General features: G+C 58.6%; 20 protein-coding genes. 14 read left to right on the top strand and 6 right to left on the bottom strand.

Features of this window, described 5'->3' with window-relative positions; translation table 11 throughout:
* Window positions 1-74 precede the first annotated feature (74 nt).
* Window positions 75-470 carry a hypothetical protein gene (locus tag J1C59_RS13465; protein ID WP_128085773.1) on the top strand — a complete coding sequence of 132 codons (396 nt, stop codon included), beginning with the start codon at window positions 75-77 and terminating at the stop codon, window positions 468-470.
* Window positions 471-539: 69 nt separating this feature from the next.
* Here J1C59_RS13465 and fur read toward each other — a convergent pair whose 3' ends face one another.
* The 4 genes from fur to ybfF form a co-directional block, all read right to left on the bottom strand.
* Window positions 540-983 carry a ferric iron uptake transcriptional regulator gene (gene fur, locus J1C59_RS13460; RefSeq protein ID WP_128085774.1) on the bottom strand — a complete coding sequence of 148 codons (444 nt, stop codon included), beginning with the start codon at window positions 981-983 and terminating at the stop codon, window positions 540-542.
* A gap of 346 nt (window positions 984-1,329) precedes the next feature.
* Window positions 1,330-1,860 carry a flavodoxin FldA gene (gene fldA / locus J1C59_RS13455; protein WP_111141029.1) on the bottom strand — a complete coding sequence of 177 codons (531 nt, stop codon included), beginning with the start codon at window positions 1,858-1,860 and terminating at the stop codon, window positions 1,330-1,332.
* A 132-nt stretch (window positions 1,861-1,992) separates the two neighbouring features.
* Window positions 1,993-2,268 carry a LexA regulated protein gene (ybfE, locus tag J1C59_RS13450; RefSeq protein ID WP_003852811.1) on the bottom strand — a complete coding sequence of 92 codons (276 nt, stop codon included), beginning with the start codon at window positions 2,266-2,268 and terminating at the stop codon, window positions 1,993-1,995.
* 168 nt (window positions 2,269-2,436) lie between these two features.
* A complete protein-coding gene (gene ybfF, locus J1C59_RS13445) occupies window positions 2,437-3,201 on the bottom strand; it encodes an esterase (RefSeq protein WP_128085775.1) in 765 nt (254 codons plus the stop codon).
* A gap of 250 nt (window positions 3,202-3,451) precedes the next feature.
* Between ybfF and seqA the strand changes: the two genes are divergently transcribed.
* The gene (seqA, locus tag J1C59_RS13440) at window positions 3,452-4,000 is read left to right on the top strand and encodes a replication initiation negative regulator SeqA (protein WP_128085776.1); all 549 of its coding nucleotides are present in this window, start codon (window positions 3,452-3,454) and stop codon (window positions 3,998-4,000) included.
* A gap of 27 nt (window positions 4,001-4,027) precedes the next feature.
* Window positions 4,028-5,668 (top strand): phosphoglucomutase (alpha-D-glucose-1,6-bisphosphate-dependent), encoded by a 1,641-nt coding sequence (gene pgm, locus J1C59_RS13435; protein ID WP_128085777.1) that lies wholly within the window; start codon window positions 4,028-4,030, stop codon window positions 5,666-5,668.
* Window positions 5,669-5,708: 40 nt separating this feature from the next.
* Here pgm and kdpE read toward each other — a convergent pair whose 3' ends face one another.
* A complete protein-coding gene (gene kdpE, locus J1C59_RS13430) occupies window positions 5,709-6,383 on the bottom strand; it encodes a two-component system response regulator KdpE (protein ID WP_140917139.1) in 675 nt (224 codons plus the stop codon).
* A 257-nt stretch (window positions 6,384-6,640) separates the two neighbouring features.
* Here kdpE and J1C59_RS13425 point away from each other — a divergent pair, with 257 nt between their 5' ends.
* From J1C59_RS13425 to nei, 11 genes are all read left to right on the top strand, one after another.
* Window positions 6,641-6,841, top strand: coding sequence for a DUF2517 family protein (locus tag J1C59_RS13425; RefSeq protein WP_090962986.1), 201 nt, complete (start codon window positions 6,641-6,643; stop codon window positions 6,839-6,841).
* Between the two features lie 154 nt (window positions 6,842-6,995).
* Complete coding sequence (locus tag J1C59_RS13420) at window positions 6,996-7,952, top strand: YbgA family protein (protein ID WP_128086814.1); 957 nt, start codon at window positions 6,996-6,998, stop codon at window positions 7,950-7,952.
* A gap of 12 nt (window positions 7,953-7,964) precedes the next feature.
* The gene (gene phrB / locus J1C59_RS13415) at window positions 7,965-9,389 is read left to right on the top strand and encodes a deoxyribodipyrimidine photo-lyase (RefSeq protein ID WP_128086815.1); all 1,425 of its coding nucleotides are present in this window, start codon (window positions 7,965-7,967) and stop codon (window positions 9,387-9,389) included.
* An 18-nt stretch (window positions 9,390-9,407) separates the two neighbouring features.
* Window positions 9,408-10,151 carry a type 2 GTP cyclohydrolase I gene (locus J1C59_RS13410; protein ID WP_128086816.1) on the top strand — a complete coding sequence of 248 codons (744 nt, stop codon included), beginning with the start codon at window positions 9,408-9,410 and terminating at the stop codon, window positions 10,149-10,151.
* A 159-nt stretch (window positions 10,152-10,310) separates the two neighbouring features.
* On the top strand, window positions 10,311-10,967 hold the full coding sequence (gene pxpB, locus J1C59_RS13405; protein WP_140917140.1) for a 5-oxoprolinase subunit PxpB: 657 nt from the start codon (window positions 10,311-10,313) through the stop codon (window positions 10,965-10,967).
* Window positions 10,961-11,890, top strand: coding sequence for a 5-oxoprolinase subunit PxpC (gene pxpC, locus J1C59_RS13400; RefSeq protein WP_128085632.1), 930 nt, complete (start codon window positions 10,961-10,963; stop codon window positions 11,888-11,890). Before pxpB ends, pxpC begins: the two co-directional genes overlap by 7 nt.
* On the top strand, window positions 11,880-12,617 hold the full coding sequence (gene pxpA, locus J1C59_RS13395; RefSeq protein ID WP_128085633.1) for a 5-oxoprolinase subunit PxpA: 738 nt from the start codon (window positions 11,880-11,882) through the stop codon (window positions 12,615-12,617). The genes pxpC and pxpA overlap by 11 nt, the downstream gene beginning before the upstream one ends.
* Before the next feature lie 55 nt (window positions 12,618-12,672).
* Entirely contained in the window at window positions 12,673-13,401 is a 729-nt protein-coding gene (locus J1C59_RS13390; protein ID WP_128085634.1) for a DUF969 domain-containing protein, read from the top strand.
* On the top strand, window positions 13,401-14,414 hold the full coding sequence (locus J1C59_RS13385) for a DUF979 domain-containing protein (RefSeq protein WP_128085635.1): 1,014 nt from the start codon (window positions 13,401-13,403) through the stop codon (window positions 14,412-14,414). Before J1C59_RS13390 ends, J1C59_RS13385 begins: the two co-directional genes overlap by 1 nt.
* Window positions 14,415-14,420: 6 nt before the next feature.
* A complete protein-coding gene (pcp, locus tag J1C59_RS13380; protein ID WP_128085636.1) occupies window positions 14,421-15,068 on the top strand; it encodes a pyroglutamyl-peptidase I in 648 nt (215 codons plus the stop codon).
* 11 nt (window positions 15,069-15,079) lie between these two features.
* Window positions 15,080-15,868 (top strand): endonuclease VIII, encoded by a 789-nt coding sequence (gene nei / locus J1C59_RS13375; RefSeq protein ID WP_128085637.1) that lies wholly within the window; start codon window positions 15,080-15,082, stop codon window positions 15,866-15,868.
* A gap of 294 nt (window positions 15,869-16,162) precedes the next feature.
* Here the strand turns inward: nei and J1C59_RS13370 are convergent, their stop codons facing one another.
* Window positions 16,163-17,446: a citrate synthase gene (locus tag J1C59_RS13370; protein WP_128085638.1), complete on the bottom strand. Its 1,284-nt coding sequence runs from the start codon at window positions 17,444-17,446 to the stop codon at window positions 16,163-16,165.
* Between the last annotated feature and the right edge of the window lie 328 nt (window positions 17,447-17,774).

Raw genomic sequence — 17,774 nt, 5'->3', positions numbered from 1 at the left:
GGGTGTGAATTAGCCGCTTTCAGGTAGGCTATGCGCTCTCAGAGGTCGCAAAGCGGGTTACAGAAGGAAAAAAAATGAATGCTCTCGCTCAGGAAGCCAGACACAGTGTCGTCGTTTTACATCAGCTCATTGAACGTATTTTTAATCAGGCGGCCGGTTCTGATGACAGTTTTGAGTTGCTGATGTCCTATTTTCATCCCGAATTTCGCATGGTGACGCCGAAGGGCAAAGAGTACAACCTTAACGGCGTCGAGGATCTTTTCCGGCAGCTGCAGGGGCAGCGGGAGGGGATGCGTATCGCCACCTGTGAACATGTGGTCCTGTCGCATCATGAAAAAGAGATCACCGTGCAGTATCGCGAAATGCAGATGATGAACGGTAATAATCAGAGCCGTATCTCTCTGGCGATTCTGGATTGCAGCAGCACTATTCCGCGCTGGCGTTATCTGCAGGAGACGCTGGTCGCCTGACCTGGCCATACGATGGACGAAAAAAAACCGGTGCATTCACCGGTTTTTTTGTATCCCGCCGTGCCAGAATTACTGGTCGTGCAGGTTTTCGTTTTCCCGGCAGTCGCCCACGGTGCAGTGGCCGTAGAGATAGAGGCTGTGGTTGGTCAGCTTGATGCCATGACGGGTCGCGATTTCGCGCTGACGCGTTTCGATAGATTCATCGCTGAACTCGATAACCTTGCCGCAATCCAGGCAGATCAGGTGATCGTGGTGGTGCTGCTGAGTCAGTTCGAAGACAGATTTGCCGCCTTCAAAGTTGTGACGCGTGACAATGCCCGCATCGTCGAACTGGTTCAGAACACGGTAAACGGTAGCCAGGCCAATCTCTTCGCCGATATCGATCAGGCGTTTGTACAAATCTTCCGCACTGACGTGATGGCACTCAGGTTCCTGAAGCACTTCCAGAATTTTCAGTCTGGGCAGCGTTACTTTCAGGCCAGCCTTCTTTAATGCGGTGTTGTTGTCAGTCATGCGGATTTTGTCCTGTTACTAATATCACTTTTGTGGCTTGTCGCCCTGAATGTCGATCTGCGCTTATTCTCATTTGCGTCTCATTATAAAGCTGAAGCGATGAAATGAAAACCAGAGGGCGTGCCTGAATCATCCTGGGCGAGAGGGGATTCGTCACCGGGCCGGGGAGGATTCTGGCAGAGTCTGTCTGACCATCACTTCGACTTACCGACTGAGAAAATACGCGGAAGATCGATGCGGGTATTCTACAGATTAAACGGAGAAAGTTAAAAAAATGTGGCTATTATTTCTATAGGAATTTCCATTGCCTCAATGTGAGCTGGCGCTCACATTGAGGCATGCAGGATCAGGCTTCCAGAATCTCTTTCAGCTGCAGCTCATCGAAGATCTGCTTAACCCACTGCTCAACACGCTGGCTGGTCAGTTCAGGCTGACGATCTTCGTCAATGGCCAGACCCAGGAAGTGTTTGTCATCGGCCAGACCTTTTGAAGCCTCAAAATGGTAGCCTTCGGTTGGCCAGTGGCCGACGATGACCGCGCCGTGTGGCTCGATGATGTCGCGAATGGTACCCATCGCGTCACAGAAGTACTCTGCGTAATCTTCCTGGTCGCCGCAGCCAAACAGCGCAACCAGTTTGCCGTTGAAATCGATCTCTTCCAGCGTCGGGAAGAAGTCATCCCAGTCGCACTGCGCTTCACCGTAGTACCAGGTCGGAATGCCCAGCAGCAGGATATCAAACGCTTCCAGATCTTCTTTTGTGCTTTTCGCGATGTCATGCACTTCTGCAACGTCTTTACCCAGCTGCTTCTGGATCATTTTTGCAATGTTTTCGGTGTTGCCGGTATCGCTGCCAAAGAAGATGCCTACGAGTGCCATGAGTAAAATAACCTCTTAAATCCTGATGATGAGATGTGTGCCGCAGCACAATTCAGCGAATAATAGCAGACGAGGCAAACCCGCGGAACGGTTAAAGCCTCGACATTTGCTCCTGCGTGCGGTTTGCCCGCGTTAATCCAGTTTGAGCTGTGCCAGCAGCATCTGTTCAATCAGTTCGCTGCGGCTGAGATTGCGCTGTTCTGCCAGCGTATTGAGTGCATCGACGGCTTCACTGTTCATTTTCAGCTCGACACGACGAAGTCCGCGCCCTTTGTCGCGTTTCAGTTGATTGCGCTTGTTGATGCGCAGCTGTTCATCACGCGAAAGCGGACTGGTTTTGGGTCGACCGGGGCGGCGCTCATCAGCAAAGAGATCGAGCGTCGTGCGGTCAGTCTGTTCTTTTGCCATGGCTTAGTAAAACTGAATGGGTGCGGGTGTCAGACACTCACCGCGCAGATTATAAATTATTGGCCGCTGCCGCAGCAAAACTGACCCGCGGCAAAATTTTAGCGCGACATCATACTTCACGCTTACGCCCGACGCCAATCCTAAACCTTTACCGCCATCTATTTGCTTTTAAAGCGCAAAAAATCGGCGAACCGCGCGCAAAACGGCATCGGGTTTTTCCGCGTGAACCCAGTGTCCTGCGCCGCCAATGACGTGCGCCTGCGCGGCCGGAAACTGCTGGAGCAGGGCATCGCGATAGCCATTGTCCAGATAGCTGGACTCCCCGCCGCGAATAAACAGCGCCGGATGGGGCCAGGCGGGCACCGGCACCCAGCCAGAAATCGTTGTGTAGTTGTCCCACAGCACCGGCACGTTGAAGCGCCATTCGCCCTCCTGAAACGACTTCAGCAGGAACTGGATGACGCCCTCTTCGACGATCAGCGTACGCATAACCCGCGCCGCCTCGCTGCGCAGAGTCACGCCCGACGCCGTCACGGCACGGATAGCGGCAAAGATGTCGTCGTGGCGACGGGTCTGATAGTCCACCGGCGCGATGTCGATCATCACCAGTCGCGCAATGCGGTCCGGGATAAGCGCGCTCATCGTCATGGCGATTTTGCCGCCCAACGAGTGACCGATCACCGCGACGCGGTCGATGCCCTGAGCATCCAGCGTATCAACCATATCCTGCGCCATTACAGCGTAGTTCATCTCGCTGGAACGGGGGGACAGTCCGTGGTTACGGACGTCCACCTGCAGCAGCGGACCGGCATCTTTCAGCCCGCGCGCCAGCACGCCAAGGTTATCCAGACTGCCAAACAGACCGTGAATAAGCAGGATGGGCAGGGAATCAGCAGAAGATTGTTCAGTTTGCAGACGGGCGTTCAAAATCATAGCAAAGTTCTTAAGTTTGAGACCTGAGCTTAGGTTATCATGGTTTCACCTTTTCAGGCGCGCCGGTTCCGGCGGCATTAGGATATATTCTGACTTTTGCCCGTAAACCGTTTGATTACTAACAACCCGCCTGAATTTAACTTTATAATCCTGATGTTAGAACCCACACACCCGTTGAATTGCCTGGCTATACTCAGGGCTTTTCAGGAAACAGGTGGTTCTGCCATGAGAAAGAACCGTACGGAATAAGATGAAAACGATCGAAGTTGACGAAGAGCTCTACCGTTATATTGCCAGCCACACGCAACATATTGGCGAAAGCGCATCCGACATTCTGCGCCGCATGCTGAAGTTCACCGCCGGTCAGACGGCGCCCGCTTCGCCTGCGCAGCCCGCGTCAAAAGAAGCAGCGAAAGCGTCTCAGCCTGTGTCCGTGGAATCACGTCCTCAGGATCGCGTTCGCGCGGTGCGTGAGCTGCTGCTGTCCGATGAATATGCGGAACAGAAGCGGGCGGTAAATCGCTTTATGCTTATCCTGTCAACGCTCTATCGTCTTGATACCACAGCCTTTGCTGAAGCCACTGCTTCTCTGCAGGGCCGCACCCGCGTCTACTTTGCAGGTGACGAGCATACGCTGTTACAGAATGGCACCCATACTAAGCCGAAGCATGTGCCCGGCACACCGTACTGGGTCATCACCAATACCAACACGGGTCGTAAATGCAGCATGGTCGAACACATCATGCTCTCGATGCAGTTCCCTGCGGAACTGACCGAGAAAGTTTGCGGCACCATCTAAAAACTTAAGCGTCAGGGAGCAGCGCCAATGGCCAATCACCCACGTGCCGGGCAACCCGCCCAGCAGAGCGATTTGATTAATGTTGCACAGTTAACGTCACAATATTATGTCCTGAAGCCCGATGTGGCGAACCCGGAACATGCGGTGAAGTTTGGTACCTCTGGCCATCGCGGCAGCGCAGGGCGTCAGAGCTTCAACGAGATGCACATTCTGGCAATCGCCCAGGCCATTGCCGAAGAGCGCAAGAAGAACGGCATCACCGGACCCTGCTACGTCGGTAAAGACACCCATGCGCTGTCCGAACCGGCGATGCTGTCGGTGCTGGAAGTGCTGGCGGCCAACGGCGTTGATGTGATTGTACAGCAGGACAACGGCTACACGCCGACCCCTGCGATCTCGAACGCCATCCTTGAGCACAATAAAGCGGGTGGCGCGCTGGCCGACGGCATCGTGATCACGCCGTCACACAACCCACCGGAAGATGGCGGCATCAAGTACAACCCACCGAATGGCGGCCCGGCTGACACTAACGTCACGAAAGTCGTGGAAGATCGCGCGAATCAGCTGATGAAAGCGGGACTGCAGGAGGTAAAACGTCTGCCTCTGGAGCAGGCGCTGGCCAGCGGTCATGTGGTCGAAAAAGATCTGATCCAGCCTTACGTTGAAGGCCTGGCGGAGATCATCGACTTCCCGGCGATTCAGAAAGCCGGTCTGAAGCTGGGCGTTGATCCGCTTGGCGGTTCCGGTATTGCCTACTGGCAGCGCATCGCCGAGCACTACAAGCTGGATCTGACGCTGGTAAACGACGCGGTCGATCAGACCTTCCGCTTTATGCATCTGGATAAAGATGGCGTCGTGCGCATGGACTGCTCCTCCGAGAGCGCCATGGCCGGTCTGCTGGCGTACCGCGACAAATTCGATCTGGCGTTCGGTAACGATCCCGATTATGACCGTCACGGCATTGTGACCCCGGCGGGTCTGATGAATCCAAACCACTATCTGGCCGTGGCGATCAACTACCTGTTCCAGCACCGTCCACAGTGGGGCCAGGACGTTGCCGTTGGCAAAACGCTGGTGTCCAGCGCCATGATTGACCGCGTGGTCAACGACATCGGCCGTAAGCTGGTGGAAGTCCCGGTTGGCTTCAAGTGGTTCGTTGATGGCCTCTATGACGGCAGCTTTGGTTTCGGCGGCGAAGAGAGCGCAGGTGCCTCCTTCCTGCGTTTCGACGGCACGCCGTGGTCAACCGACAAAGATGGCATCATCATGTGTCTGCTGGCAGCGGAAATCACGGCCGTGACCGGTAAGAATCCGCAGGAGCACTATGACGAGCTGGCCGCGCGCTTTGGCGCACCGAGCTACAACCGTCTGCAGGCGTCTGCGACCTCTGCGCAGAAAGCCGCGCTGTCGAAGCTGTCACCGGAGATGGTGAGCGCGGATACCCTGGCGGGCGATCCTATCACTGCACGTCTGACCGCGGCACCGGGTAACGGGGCTTCGATCGGTGGCCTGAAGGTAATGACGGAGAATGGCTGGTTTGCAGCGCGTCCGTCAGGCACCGAAGACGCCTACAAGATCTACTGCGAAAGCTTCCTGGGCGCCGAGCATCGCGCGCAGATCGAGAAAGAAGCCGTAGAGATCGTCAGCGAAGTGCTGAAAAACGCCTGATAAGTCGGGCCGAAAAAAGAGGCGCCTCTGGCGCCTTTTTTTATGGCATAAAGCGATAGCCGACGCCGGTTTCGGTCAGCAGATGAGCGGGCTGGGTCGGATTCGCTTCCAGCTTCTGCCGCAGATGCCCCATATAGATCCGCAGATAGTGACTGTGCTCCACCGCATTCGGCCCCCAGACCTGGCTCAGCAGCTGCCGCTGCGTCAGCACCTTTCCGGCGTTGTTAAGCAGAATACTCAGCAGACGAAACTCGATCGGGGTGAGGTGGATCTCGCTGTCGCCGCGCTGTACCCGCCGTGCCGCAAGGTCGACGCTGACGTCGGCAAAATGGATGCGGGCATCCGGCTGCGGGCGGCTGTGCCGGCGCAGCGCGACCCGGACGCGCGCCAGCAGTTCACCAATGCCAAAGGGCTTGGTCAGGTAGTCGTCCGCGCCCGCATCCAGCGCGGCGATTTTATCCTGCTCATCGCTGCGCGCCGACAGCACGATGACCGGTATGGCGCTCCACTGGCGCAGGTCACGAATAAAATCGGTGCCATCCCCGTCCGGCAGGCCAAGATCCAGGATCACCAGGTCAGGCTTACGGGTCGCCGCTTCGATCAGCCCGCGCTGCAGCGTGTCGGCATCCACCACTTTAAGATCTTCATTTTCCAGCGCCAGCCGGACAAAGCGGCGGATCTCTTTCTCATCTTCAACGATTAAAACCGTGGTCACGCATTACCTGCCTTAGGTGAGGGCCGAAGCGTTACTTTATCAATAATTCAGGCCGTCGTCCGCGTGCGTAACCGGAGACGGTTTTAAACCCCACTGTAACCGGGTGATAACGTATTTGTAACTTAATGACAGACTGAATCTTAAACAGTAAAAAGCGCAGCAAATAAGTGGTCAGATGAGTAGTAAAATTACACAACCTGGCGTAAAGTCAGACACAGATCACATTCACAGACTTATCATTGCCGGGAGGAGAAACCATGTATCAGGCTTATCCACGTTACAAAATTATCGCACGACGCACGCTGGTGGTTCTTCTCGGCGTGCTGGCCCTGCCTGTTATGCTGTTCCGCCAGGACAGGGCGCGCTTCTACAGCTATCTGCATCGCGTCTGGTGCAAAACCAGCGCCAAACCGGTCTGGCTGGCGCAGTCTGAAGCCGGTGGCGGGGCGTTCTGGTAATCTGCCCGTCCGCCGGAGAGGCCTGGTCTGTTGACCAGGCTTTTTTTTGCGTTTTTTCTGAGAATAAGCGATACGGAATGGTGTAATCGGGCTTTATTCCTGTCACTTTTGCGCTACACTTAAACCTCTACAAGATTTTGGAGGTTGTACAAGTATGGGCAAAAAAATCCCCGTTGGAATCAGTGCATGCCTGCTCGGCGACAGCGTCAGGTTTGATGGTGGCCATAAACGTCTTACTTTTGCGACTCAGGATCTTACCCCATTTGTCCGCTTTGAACCGATCTGCCCGGAAATGGCGATCGGTCTGCCTACACCGCGCCCGGCATTACGGCTGGTAAAACAGGATGATGACGAACTGCATCTCTGTTTCAGCAAAGATGGCGGTGAAGAGGTGACAAAAGAGATGCGTGCCTGGTCCGCCGAACGGGTGAAATCGCTGCATCATCTCTCTGGCTATATCCTGTGCGCGAAATCCCCCAGCTGCGGCATGGAGCGGGTGCGGGTTTACGAGCCTGACAACAATAACAACCGCAAAGTCGGCACCGGCATTTTTGCGGAGTTCCTGCAGCGTGAGATGCCCTGGCTGCCGCTGGAAGAGGATGGTCGCCTGCACGATCCTGCCCTGCGTGAGAATTTTATCGGCCGCATCTGCGCGCTGCATGAGTTCAACGAGATGTGGGAAAACGGCCTGACCCGTCACGGACTGATCGCCTTCCACAGCCGCTATAAGCTGATGATGCTGGCGCACTCGCAGGAAAAATATCGCGAGCTCGGGCCTTTTGTCGCGTCGATGAGCCAGTGGACGTCGCTGGACGCCTTCGCCTTTGAGTACCGTAACCGCATGATGGCGCTGATGTCCCGTCCGGCTTCACGTCGCAACCACACGAACGTGCTGATGCATGTGCAAGGCTATTTCCGCCGTCAGCTCAGCTCACCGCAGCGTCAGGAGCTGGCGACGCTGATTGACCGCTATCGTCAGGGAACGCAGCCGCTGCTGGTGCCGATCACGATTCTCAAGCACTACATGGCGGAGTATCCGCACCCCTGGCTGGCCCAGCAACGCTATTTCGACCCTTATCCCGAAGCCTTGTGCTTACGCTACGGACAGTAATTAAGGAGGCATATGACCACCCATCTGGTCTGGCTGCGTAACGATTTACGCATCAACGATAATCTTGCGCTGCATGCCGCCTGCCGGGACAGCAAGGCAGAGGTGATTGCGCTTTTCCTGGCCACGCCTGAGCAGTGGCAGCAGCATGACATCTCACCAAAACAGACGGCCTTTATTCACGCCAGCCTGACGGCGGTGCAGGGCGCACTGGCCGAACGCGGCATCAAACTCCACTACAAGGCGTGCAAAGCCTTTGACGACAGCGTTGATGCGCTGGTGGCGTTCTGCGACCAGCACAAGGTCGATCAGCTTTTCTACAACTACCAGTATGAAGTGAATGAGCGTGAGCGCGACGCGAACGCCGAAAAGCGGCTCAACGACGCCGGTGTCACCTGCCAGGGCTTCGACGACAGCCTGCTGCTGCCACCGGGCAGCGTACAGAGCGGCGATCGCTCGATGTACAAGGTTTTTACGCCGTTCAGCAAAGCCTTCGTCCGCCGTCTGCAGCAGGGATTGCCGGAGTGCGTGCCTGCGCCAAAAGCGCGCGAAGGGGCGCCGCTGAAAACCACCCGTATCCCGGCCTTTGACTGCCCCAGTGAAGCGTTCGATGAAACGCTGTTTCCGGCCGGCGAAGAGGCCGCGCTGAAACGGCTGCGCCACTTTGCGGGTAAACCGGTGGTCGACTATCCGGCGCAGCGCGATCTGCCGGCGCTGGACGCGACCAGCCGTCTGTCGGTCTATCTGTCGACCGGCGTGTTGTCGCCCCGCCAGTGTCTGCACCGTATTCTGCACGAACATCCTGATGCGCTGGAGAACGGTCGGGCGTTTACCTGGCTGAATGAGCTCATCTGGCGTGAATTCTACCGTCATCTGCTGGTGGCCTATCCGGCGCTGTGCCGCCATCAGCCGTTTGTTGACTGGACGCGCAACGTCGAGTGGCAGAAAAACAAGGCCCACTTTGAGGCCTGGAAGGCGGGTAAGACCGGTTTCCCGATTGTGGACGCTGCCATGCGTCAGATGAACCAGCTGGGCTGGATGCACAATCGTCTGCGGATGATCACGGCCAGTTTCCTGGTGAAAGATCTGCTGATCGACTGGCGCGAAGGCGAACGCTACTTCATGCAGCAGCTGATCGATGGGGATCTGGCTGCAAACAACGGTGGCTGGCAGTGGGCCGCCTCAACCGGCACGGACGCGGCACCCTATTTCCGGATCTTCAACCCGACCACTCAGGGCGAACGTTTCGATCCGCAGGGGGAGTTTATCCGTCACTACCTGCCGGAACTGGCCGACGTTCCCGACAGCGATATTCACCAGCCGCATCAGTGGGCGGAGAAGCACAAGAAGAAACTCGATTATCCGGCACCAATCGTGGATCATAAGGCCGCCCGTAAAAAGACATTAGACGCCTTTGAGCGCGCAAAAAGCGCTGCCTGAGGCTTCGAAGGAGCCTGAATGAACCATTACGAACTGGAGACGCTGATCAATCAGCATCTCGACAGCCACAGCTTCAGCGATTATGCCCCCAACGGGCTGCAGGTCGAGGGACGGCGTGAGATCAAAACCGTTATCACCGGCGTGACCGCCTGTCAGGCGCTGCTGGATGAGGCGGTGGCCCGTCAGGCCGATGCGATCATCGTGCACCACGGCTATTTCTGGAAGAGCGAGCCTGCGGTGATCAAAGGCATGAAGCGCCGTCGCCTGCAGACGCTGCTGGCTAACGACATCAACCTCTACGGCTGGCATCTGCCGCTCGACGCGCATCCTGAACTGGGTAACAACGCTCAGATGGCGAAGCTGCTGGACATTGACGTTCGGGGGGAAGTAATGCCGCTGGTGTTCCACGGCGAGCTGGCTGAACCGATTTCTGGCGAGCAACTGGCCCGCCGCATCGCTGAGCGGCTCGGCCGCGAACCTCTGCACTGTGGTGACAACGCCCCTGCGCTGATCCGCCGTATTGCCTGGTGCAGCGGTGGCGGACAGGGCTTTATCGACCAGGCCGCCGCAGCGGGCGTCGATGCCTATATCACCGGCGAAGTCTCTGAGCAGACCATCCACAGCGCGCGCGAGCAGGGTGTGCATTTCTTTGCTGCGGGTCACCACGCCACCGAACGGGGCGGCGTAAAAGCGCTGGGCGAGTGGCTGGCGCAGCATCACGATCTGGACGTCACCTTCATCGATATCCCCAATCCTGCCTGACCCGCCTCCCGGTCCTGCGCGCCTGCGCAGGACTGAAATTGGTTGACACATCTCTGTCACTTTCGCATAACTATTTGCTTTAAGTGGATAAGCAAGGGGCCGATCCGGGCTGAGTCTCCGATCGGCCTGGCGCGATTTCAACCAGGCGGGAGGTAGCTGTTGCAACGAGCACGATGTTATTTATTGGGTGAACGCGCTGTCGTGCTGGAGCTGGAACCGCCGGTCTCGCTGGAGAGCCAGCAGCGTATCTGGGGACTGAACCAGCGGCTGCAATCTTATGACAGCGTGCTGGAGGTGATCCCCGGCATGAACAACATCACCCTGATCCTGCGCGACCCCCAGCAGAATGCGCTGGACGCCATCGAGCGGCTGCAGCGCTGGTGGGAAGAGAGCGAGGCGCAGCTGCCCGCGTCACGCCAGGTCGCAATCCCGGTGATCTACGGTGGCGAGGCGGGGCCCGATCTCGCGGTCGTGGCGGACCAGGCCGGACTGACGCCCCGTCAGGTCGTTGAGCTGCACAGCAACAGCGAGTATGTCGTCTTCTTTATCGGCTTCCAGCCCGGATTTCCCTATCTTGGCGGGCTGGATCCGCGTCTTCACACGCCGCGCCGGGCGGAACCCAGAGTCAGTGTGCCCGCCGGATCGGTGGGCATCGGCGGCAGCCAGACCGGCGTCTATCCGCTCGCCTCGCCGGGCGGCTGGCAGCTGATTGGCCAGACGCGCACGGCGCTGTTTGATCCGCAACGGCAACCGCCCGTTCTGCTCCGTCCCGGCGACCGGGTCCGCTTTGTGCCACAGCAGGAGGGCGTATGTTAAACATTCTGCGAGCCGGTCTGGCCGCCACTCTTCAGGATGCAGGACGATACGGCTGGCGTCAGTTCGGGATCAGTCCGGGCGGCGTTCTGGATCAGCCCGCGATGCTGACCGCCAACATGCTGGTAGGCAATGCGCCGGACAGCGCCGTGCTGGAGATCGTGCTCGGCCAGTTCAAAGCGGAGTTTACCCGCGACGGCTGGTTTGCGCTGACGGGCGCAGGATGCCAGGCACAGCTGGACGATAAGCCGGTCTGGACGGGCTGGCGTACCCCGGTGAAACGGGGCCAGGTGCTGTCGCTGGCGATGCCGCTGCGCGGGATGCGCAGCTATCTGGCGGTGCACGGTGGTTTTGCTATCCCGGCGATGCTGGGGTCGGCCAGCACCGACCTGAAAGCGCAGTTTGGCGGGTTTCACGGACGGACTCTGCGGGATGGCGATCGCCTCCCGCTGGGGAAACCGACGCGCCAGTTCGACCGTCAGGCTGGCGTGCGGCAACTGCTGTGGGGCAACCGCATCCGCGCACTGCCTGGCCCGGAGTATCACGAATTCAGCCGTGAGGCGCAGCAGGCGTTCTGGCGCACCGGCTGGAAGCTCAGTCCGCAGAGTAATCGCATGGGCTACCGGCTGGAGGGCCGCAAACTGAATCGCGAAAGCCCGCGTGAGCTGCTGTCGCACGGTGTGATGCCGGGCGTGATTCAGGTGCCGCCCAACGGGCAGCCCATCGTACTGATGGCCGATGCGCAGACCACCGGCGGCTATCCGCGCATCGCCTCGGTCATCGAAGCCGATCTCTATCACCTGGCGCAGATCCGGCTGGGTGAGCCGATTCACTTTATTCACTGCACCCTGCCGGAAGCGATGCTGGCCCGTCAGCATCAGCAGCGCGCACTCGATCAGATGATGTGGGGACTCAATGAAGATTGATTTAAATGCCGACCTGGGCGAGGGCTGCGCCAGCGATCAGGCGCTGCTGCAGCGGGTCAGTTCGGCCAATATCGCCTGCGGCTTTCACGCCGGTGATGCGCAGACCATGCTGCAGTCGGTGCGCTGGGCACAGGCTGCCGGTGTCGCGATTGGCGCGCACCCCGCCTTTCCCGATCGGGAGAACTTTGGCCGCCGCGCCATGCAGCTCCCGCAGGACACGGTCTACGCCCAGATGATCTACCAGATCGGGGCGCTGAAAGCGCTGGCGGAAAGCGAAGGCGCGCGGCTGGTTCATGTTAAGCCGCACGGGATGCTGTACAACCAGGCCGCGGCCGATCCGGTGCTGGCTGACGCTATCGCCCGCGCCATCCACGCGGTCGACAGCCAGCTGATCCTGGTGGGGCTGGCCAGCAGCGAGTCAATCCGGGCCGGGGCGCACTACGGCTTACGCACGCGGGAAGAGGTCTTTGCCGACCGGGGCTATCTCTGCTCGGGTGCGCTGGTGCCGCGCAGCGAACCCGGCGCGCTGATTGAAGATGAGCAGCAGGCGATCGATCAGACGCTGACGATGGTGCAGCAGGGCAGGGTAAAAAGTATTACGGGAGAATGGGTAGCGGTGAAGGCGCAGACCGTCTGCCTGCACGGTGACGGTGCACATGCCCTGCAGTTCGCGCAGCGGTTATGCGAGGCGTTTGCCCGTCAGCAGATTCGCGTCACCAGTGACTGAATTACCACTTTTAACCCGGCCTGTGCCGGGTTTTTCACTCTGAGGGAAAAAAATCATGGAGAGTGCTGTAAATCTCTGGCCGTTACTGGGCATCGCCGCCATCGTGATCGGCTTCGTACTGCGTTTCAATCCGGTGCTGGTGGTGATCATCGCCGGGTTCGTGACCGGGCTGGCCGCGATGATGCCGCTGGCCGACATTCTGGAAAAGCTGGGCGCGGGCTTTCTCAACACCCGCAACCTGCCATTGATCCTGCTGCTGCCGCTGGCGGTCATTGGCCTGCTGGAGCGTCACGGGCTGAAAGAGCGGGCTCAGGCGTGGATTGCGCAGATTAAAACGGCCACCGCGGGCCGTCTGCTAATCGTCTATCTGTTTGTGCGCGAAATCACCGCCGCGCTGGGGCTGACCAGCCTCGGCGGCCATCCGCAGATGGTGCGGCCGCTGCTGGCGCCGATGGCGGAAGGGGCGACAGAAAACCGCTACGGCGAGATTACGCCCGAGCTGCGCCACCGGCTGCGCGCGATGTCGGCGGCGACCGACAACGTGGGCCTGTTCTTTGGCGAGGATATCTTTGTCGCCTTTGGCGCGATTATCTTTATGCATAACTTCATGCAGGAGTCCGCCGGGATCCAGACCGAACCGCTGCATATCGCGCTGTGGGGCATCCCGACCGCAGTGGCCGCGTTCCTGATCCACTCGGCCCGCCTGGTGCGGCTGGACCGCCAGCTGGCGCGTGAGCTGCAGCGGCTGAACGGTCAGGCGCTGAAAGCCAAAGGAGGTGCATAATGTTTCAGCAACAGTATCTGATGTGGCTGGCAGGCATCATGCTGCTGGTGGTGGCGATCCTCTCCTGGCGTGACCGCGCGAATCCGCGTCGCCTGACGACCGGCCTGTTCTGGGCGCTCTATGGCCTGATCTTTCTGATCGGTGACTGGACGGCGGATCTGCTGAGCCACGGCCTGGGATTGGCGGCGGGCACCCGCACGCTGCACATTGCGGTCGGGGTTGTGGTGGTGATCATGGCGCTGATTGCGGGCCTGGGCGGCGTCCGGCTGGGACGCTATCATCAGCGCAGCGAAGAGGAGAAGCAGGCCAGCGCGCAGCGTCTGCGCAATAAGCTCTTCCTGCCCGCGCTGGCGATTCCGGTGGTTACCGTGGTCGGCGTGCTGGCGTTTAACCATATTCCCGGCTTGCAGGATTCGGTGTTCGGACCCGGCAATCACGCGACGCTGGTGACGCTCTTTTCAATGATGGTCGGCTGTGTGGCGGGCTGGCTGGTGGCCCTGAAACTGACCCACGAAAAACCGGTGCAGTCGATGCAGGAGACCCGCCGCCTGCTGGACTCGATAGGCTGGGCCTTTATCCTGCCGCAGATCCTCGCCACGCTGGGGCTGCTGTTTACCAGCGCCGGTGTCGGCAGCGCGATTTCCCATCTGACCCAGACCTGGCTGGCGGTGGACAATCGCCTGATTGCGGTCATCGTCTATGCCGTGGGCATGGCGCTGTTAACCATGATCATGGGCAACGCCTTCGCCGCCTTTCCGATTATCACCGCAGGCGTCGGCATCCCGATTCTGGTACTACAGCACGGCGGCAACCCGGCGGTGATGGCGGCGATTGGCATGTTCTCCGGCTACTGTGGCACGCTGATGACGCCGATGGCGGCCAACTTCAATATTGTCCCGGCGGCGCTGCTGGAACTGCCCAACCGAAACGCGGTGATCAGGGCTCAGATTCCGACCGGTGTGCTACTGTTAATTGTTAACATTTTTCTGCTCTATTTCCTGATGTTTCTGTGAGGCAGCATGAAAACGGTCCTGATAACAGCCTTTGAACCTTTTGGCGGTGAAACGATTAATCCTTCGTGGGAAGCGGTGCGGACGCTGGAGGGCAAAGCGATCGGCGGGGCGAAGATCGTCATCCGCCAGTTGCCCGTGGTCTTCCGTGAGGTCCTCGGCGTGCTGAACCAGGCGCTGGCGGAAATCAGACCGGATGTGGTGCTGTCGGTGGGACAGGCGGGCGGTCGCAGCGACATCACCGTCGAGCGTATCGGCATTAATGTCGATGACGCCCGCATTCCGGATAACCGCGGGCATCAGCCCGTCGATGAACCCGTGGTGGCTGGCGGGCCGGCCGCCTATTTTTCGCGGTTGCCTATTAAGGCGATCGTCTCCGCCGTGCGGGAGGCGGGCATTCCGGCGTCGGTGTCGCAGACGGCGGGCACCTTTACCTGTAACCGGGTGATGTATGGCCTGCTGCACTGGCTTCAGCAGCAGGAGAGCCCGGCGCGGGGCGGCTTTATCCATATCCCGTATCTGCCTGAACAGGCGGCGAAGCACCCCGGCGCACCGAGCATGGCGCTGGCGACCATTATTCAGGCGCTGGAGATTGCCGTTCGGGTCACGCTGGAGACCGGCGACGACATTAAAGAGGCTGGCGGTGCCACCCACTAAGAGGATGAACGATGCCTGAAGGACCGGAAATCCGCCGCGTGGCGGATAAGCTCGAAGCCGCTATTGTGGGGCAGCCGTTAACGGAAGCGTGGTTCGCGTTTCCGCAACTTAAGACTTATGAACCGGCGTTGATTGGTGAGCAGGTGCAGGCCATTGAAACGCGGGGCAAGGCGCTGCTGACACATTTCAGCAACGGCCTGACGCTCTACAGCCATAACCAGCTCTACGGTATCTGGCGGATTGTGAAACCCGATACTGAGCTCAATACCACCCGTCAGCTGCGGGTGCGGCTGGCGACGGCGGGCAAAGCAATTCTGCTTTACAGCGCTTCCGATATTGAACTGCTTAACGCCGATACCCTGGCGGCGCATCCGTTCCTGAACCGTATCGGGCCGGATGTGCTGAGCCGTGACCTGACCGTGGAAGAGGTGCGTGAGCGGCTGCTGTCGCCCCGTTTCCGCCGTCGGCAGTTCAGCGGCCTGCTGCTGGATCAGGCGTTTCTGGCCGGGCTGGGTAACTACCTGCGCGCCGAAATTCTCTGGCTGGCGCAGCTGCTGCCGCACCATCGGGCGCAGGATCTCAGTGAGGACCAGCTGACTGCATTCAGCGAGGCGCTGCTGTCGGTGCCGCGTCACGCCTACCGGATGCGCGGCACCATGAAGAAATATCATGAGGAAGCGGCGTTTCAGTTTGAAGTGTTTCATCGCCAGGGCAAAAAATGTCGGCGCTGTGGCACGGTGGTTGAAAAGGGCACGCTGTCGTCACGGCCATTCTACTGGTGTCCGGGCTGTCAGCGATAAGAAGAGGAATAAAGCGAGACGCGCAGGATCAGACGGCGGCAAAACGGGCGAAGTCTGCCGCGCAGGGACGGGGGGCCGCCGAGAAAGCCGTCCCGCGCCCGGAATAACACGCCGGGCGCGTTTTCAGGTCACGCAACGGACGCCCCTCCGGGCGGTGCGTAGCCCTGCGGAACGGGCGTGTCCGGGATAAGGGCTTTCACCCCATTCCGAACTTTCCGTTCTCAACGCAGGCGTACCGCGAAGCGTCCGGGCATGACAAAGCCATCGGGCGGAGATTGCGCTCCGCCCCGGATCTTACTTCTTCAGCTGTGAAGTAAACGCGCGCTCGGTATAGCCGGTGTAGAGCTGGCGCGGACGGGCAATCTTCATGCCTTCGTCGTGCATCTCTTTCCAGTGTGCAATCCAGCCAACGGTACGGGCCATCGCGAAGATCACCGTAAACATGGAGGAAGGAATCCCCATCGCTTTCAGGATAATACCGGAGTAGAAGTCCACGTTTGGATAGAGTTTACGCTCGATGAAGTAGGGGTCGTTCAGCGCAATGTGTTCCAGCTCCATCGCCACTTCCAGCAGGTCATCCTTCATACCCAGCTCATTCAGCACTTCATGGCAGGTATCGCGCATCACGGTTGCGCGGGGATCGTAGTTTTTGTAAACGCGGTGACCAAAGCCCATCAGACGGAAAGAGTCATTCTTGTCTTTGGCGCGTTTCACAAACTCCGGAATGTGCTCAACGGTGCTGATCTCTTCCAGCATACGCAGCGTCGCTTCGTTGGCTCCGCCGTGTGCCGGTCCCCACAGGGAGGCGATACCTGCCGCGATACAGGCAAACGGATTCGCGCCGCTTGAGCCGGCGGTACGGACGGTAGAGGTGGAGGCGTTCTGCTCATGGTCCGCATGCAGGATCAGGATACGGTCCATTGCGCGTTCCAGCACCGGGTTCACCTTGTACTCTTCGCACGGCGTGGCGAACATCATATGCAGGAAATTACCGGCATAGGAGAGGTCGTTGCGCGGATAGACAAAAGGCTGGCCGATAGAATATTTGTAACACATCGCCGCCATGGTCGGCATTTTCGACAGCAGACGGAATGCCGCGATTTCGCGGTGGCGCTCAATGTTTACATCCAGTGAATCGTGGTAAAACGCTGCCAGTGCACCGGTGACACCGCACATTACTGCCATCGGGTGGGAGTCACGGCGGAAGCCGTGGAACAGACGGGTAATCTGCTCATGAATCATGGTGTGGCGGGTAACGGTGGTACGGAACTCGTCGAACTGCTTCTGATTTGGCGCTTCGCCATTCAGCAGGATGTAACAGACTTCCAGATAGTTAGAGTGGGTGGCCAGCTCAGAAATCGGGAAACCCCGGTGCAGCAGGATGCCTTCATCACCATCGATGAAAGTGATTTTAGATTCGCAGGACGCTGTAGAAGTGAAACCGGGATCGAAGGTGAACAGGCCACTTGAACCCAGAGCGCGGACATCAACCACATCCTGGCCCAGCGTGCCCTTCAGCACGTCCAGCTCCACAGATGTTCCATCTTGCAGGGTTAGCGTTACTTTTTTATCTGTCATTTTCGTCTCCATAGCGCCTTATGTAGGTAAGGATCTTTAGACACCTGAAACGCGTTCATGTTGCGGTTGGCAAAACTACACAGTATCACTCTGCGGGGGTGAAGCGGGTGCAGGGTACAGAGTGAGCGGCGCGTTCCACGGGAGGAACCGGTGAGCCATGGACATGCTGCATATCGCGGTTGTTAAAGATCCGGTCAGGATATAACTTCTTGGTAACCAATAACCTGATGCTTTTTAATGCTCATTATCGCAATGTTACATAACTTGCGCTTAGGGGAAAGTGTATCCCCATAACTTTTGTGCATCATAGGAATTTACAGGCTTAGTT

This window comes from Pantoea deleyi, from assembly GCF_022647325.1.
Taxonomy (GTDB): Bacteria; Pseudomonadota; Gammaproteobacteria; order Enterobacterales; family Enterobacteriaceae; genus Pantoea; species Pantoea deleyi.
The sequence above is the reverse complement of the archived record's forward strand: the minus strand, read 5'-3'. Positions and strand labels throughout refer to the sequence as shown.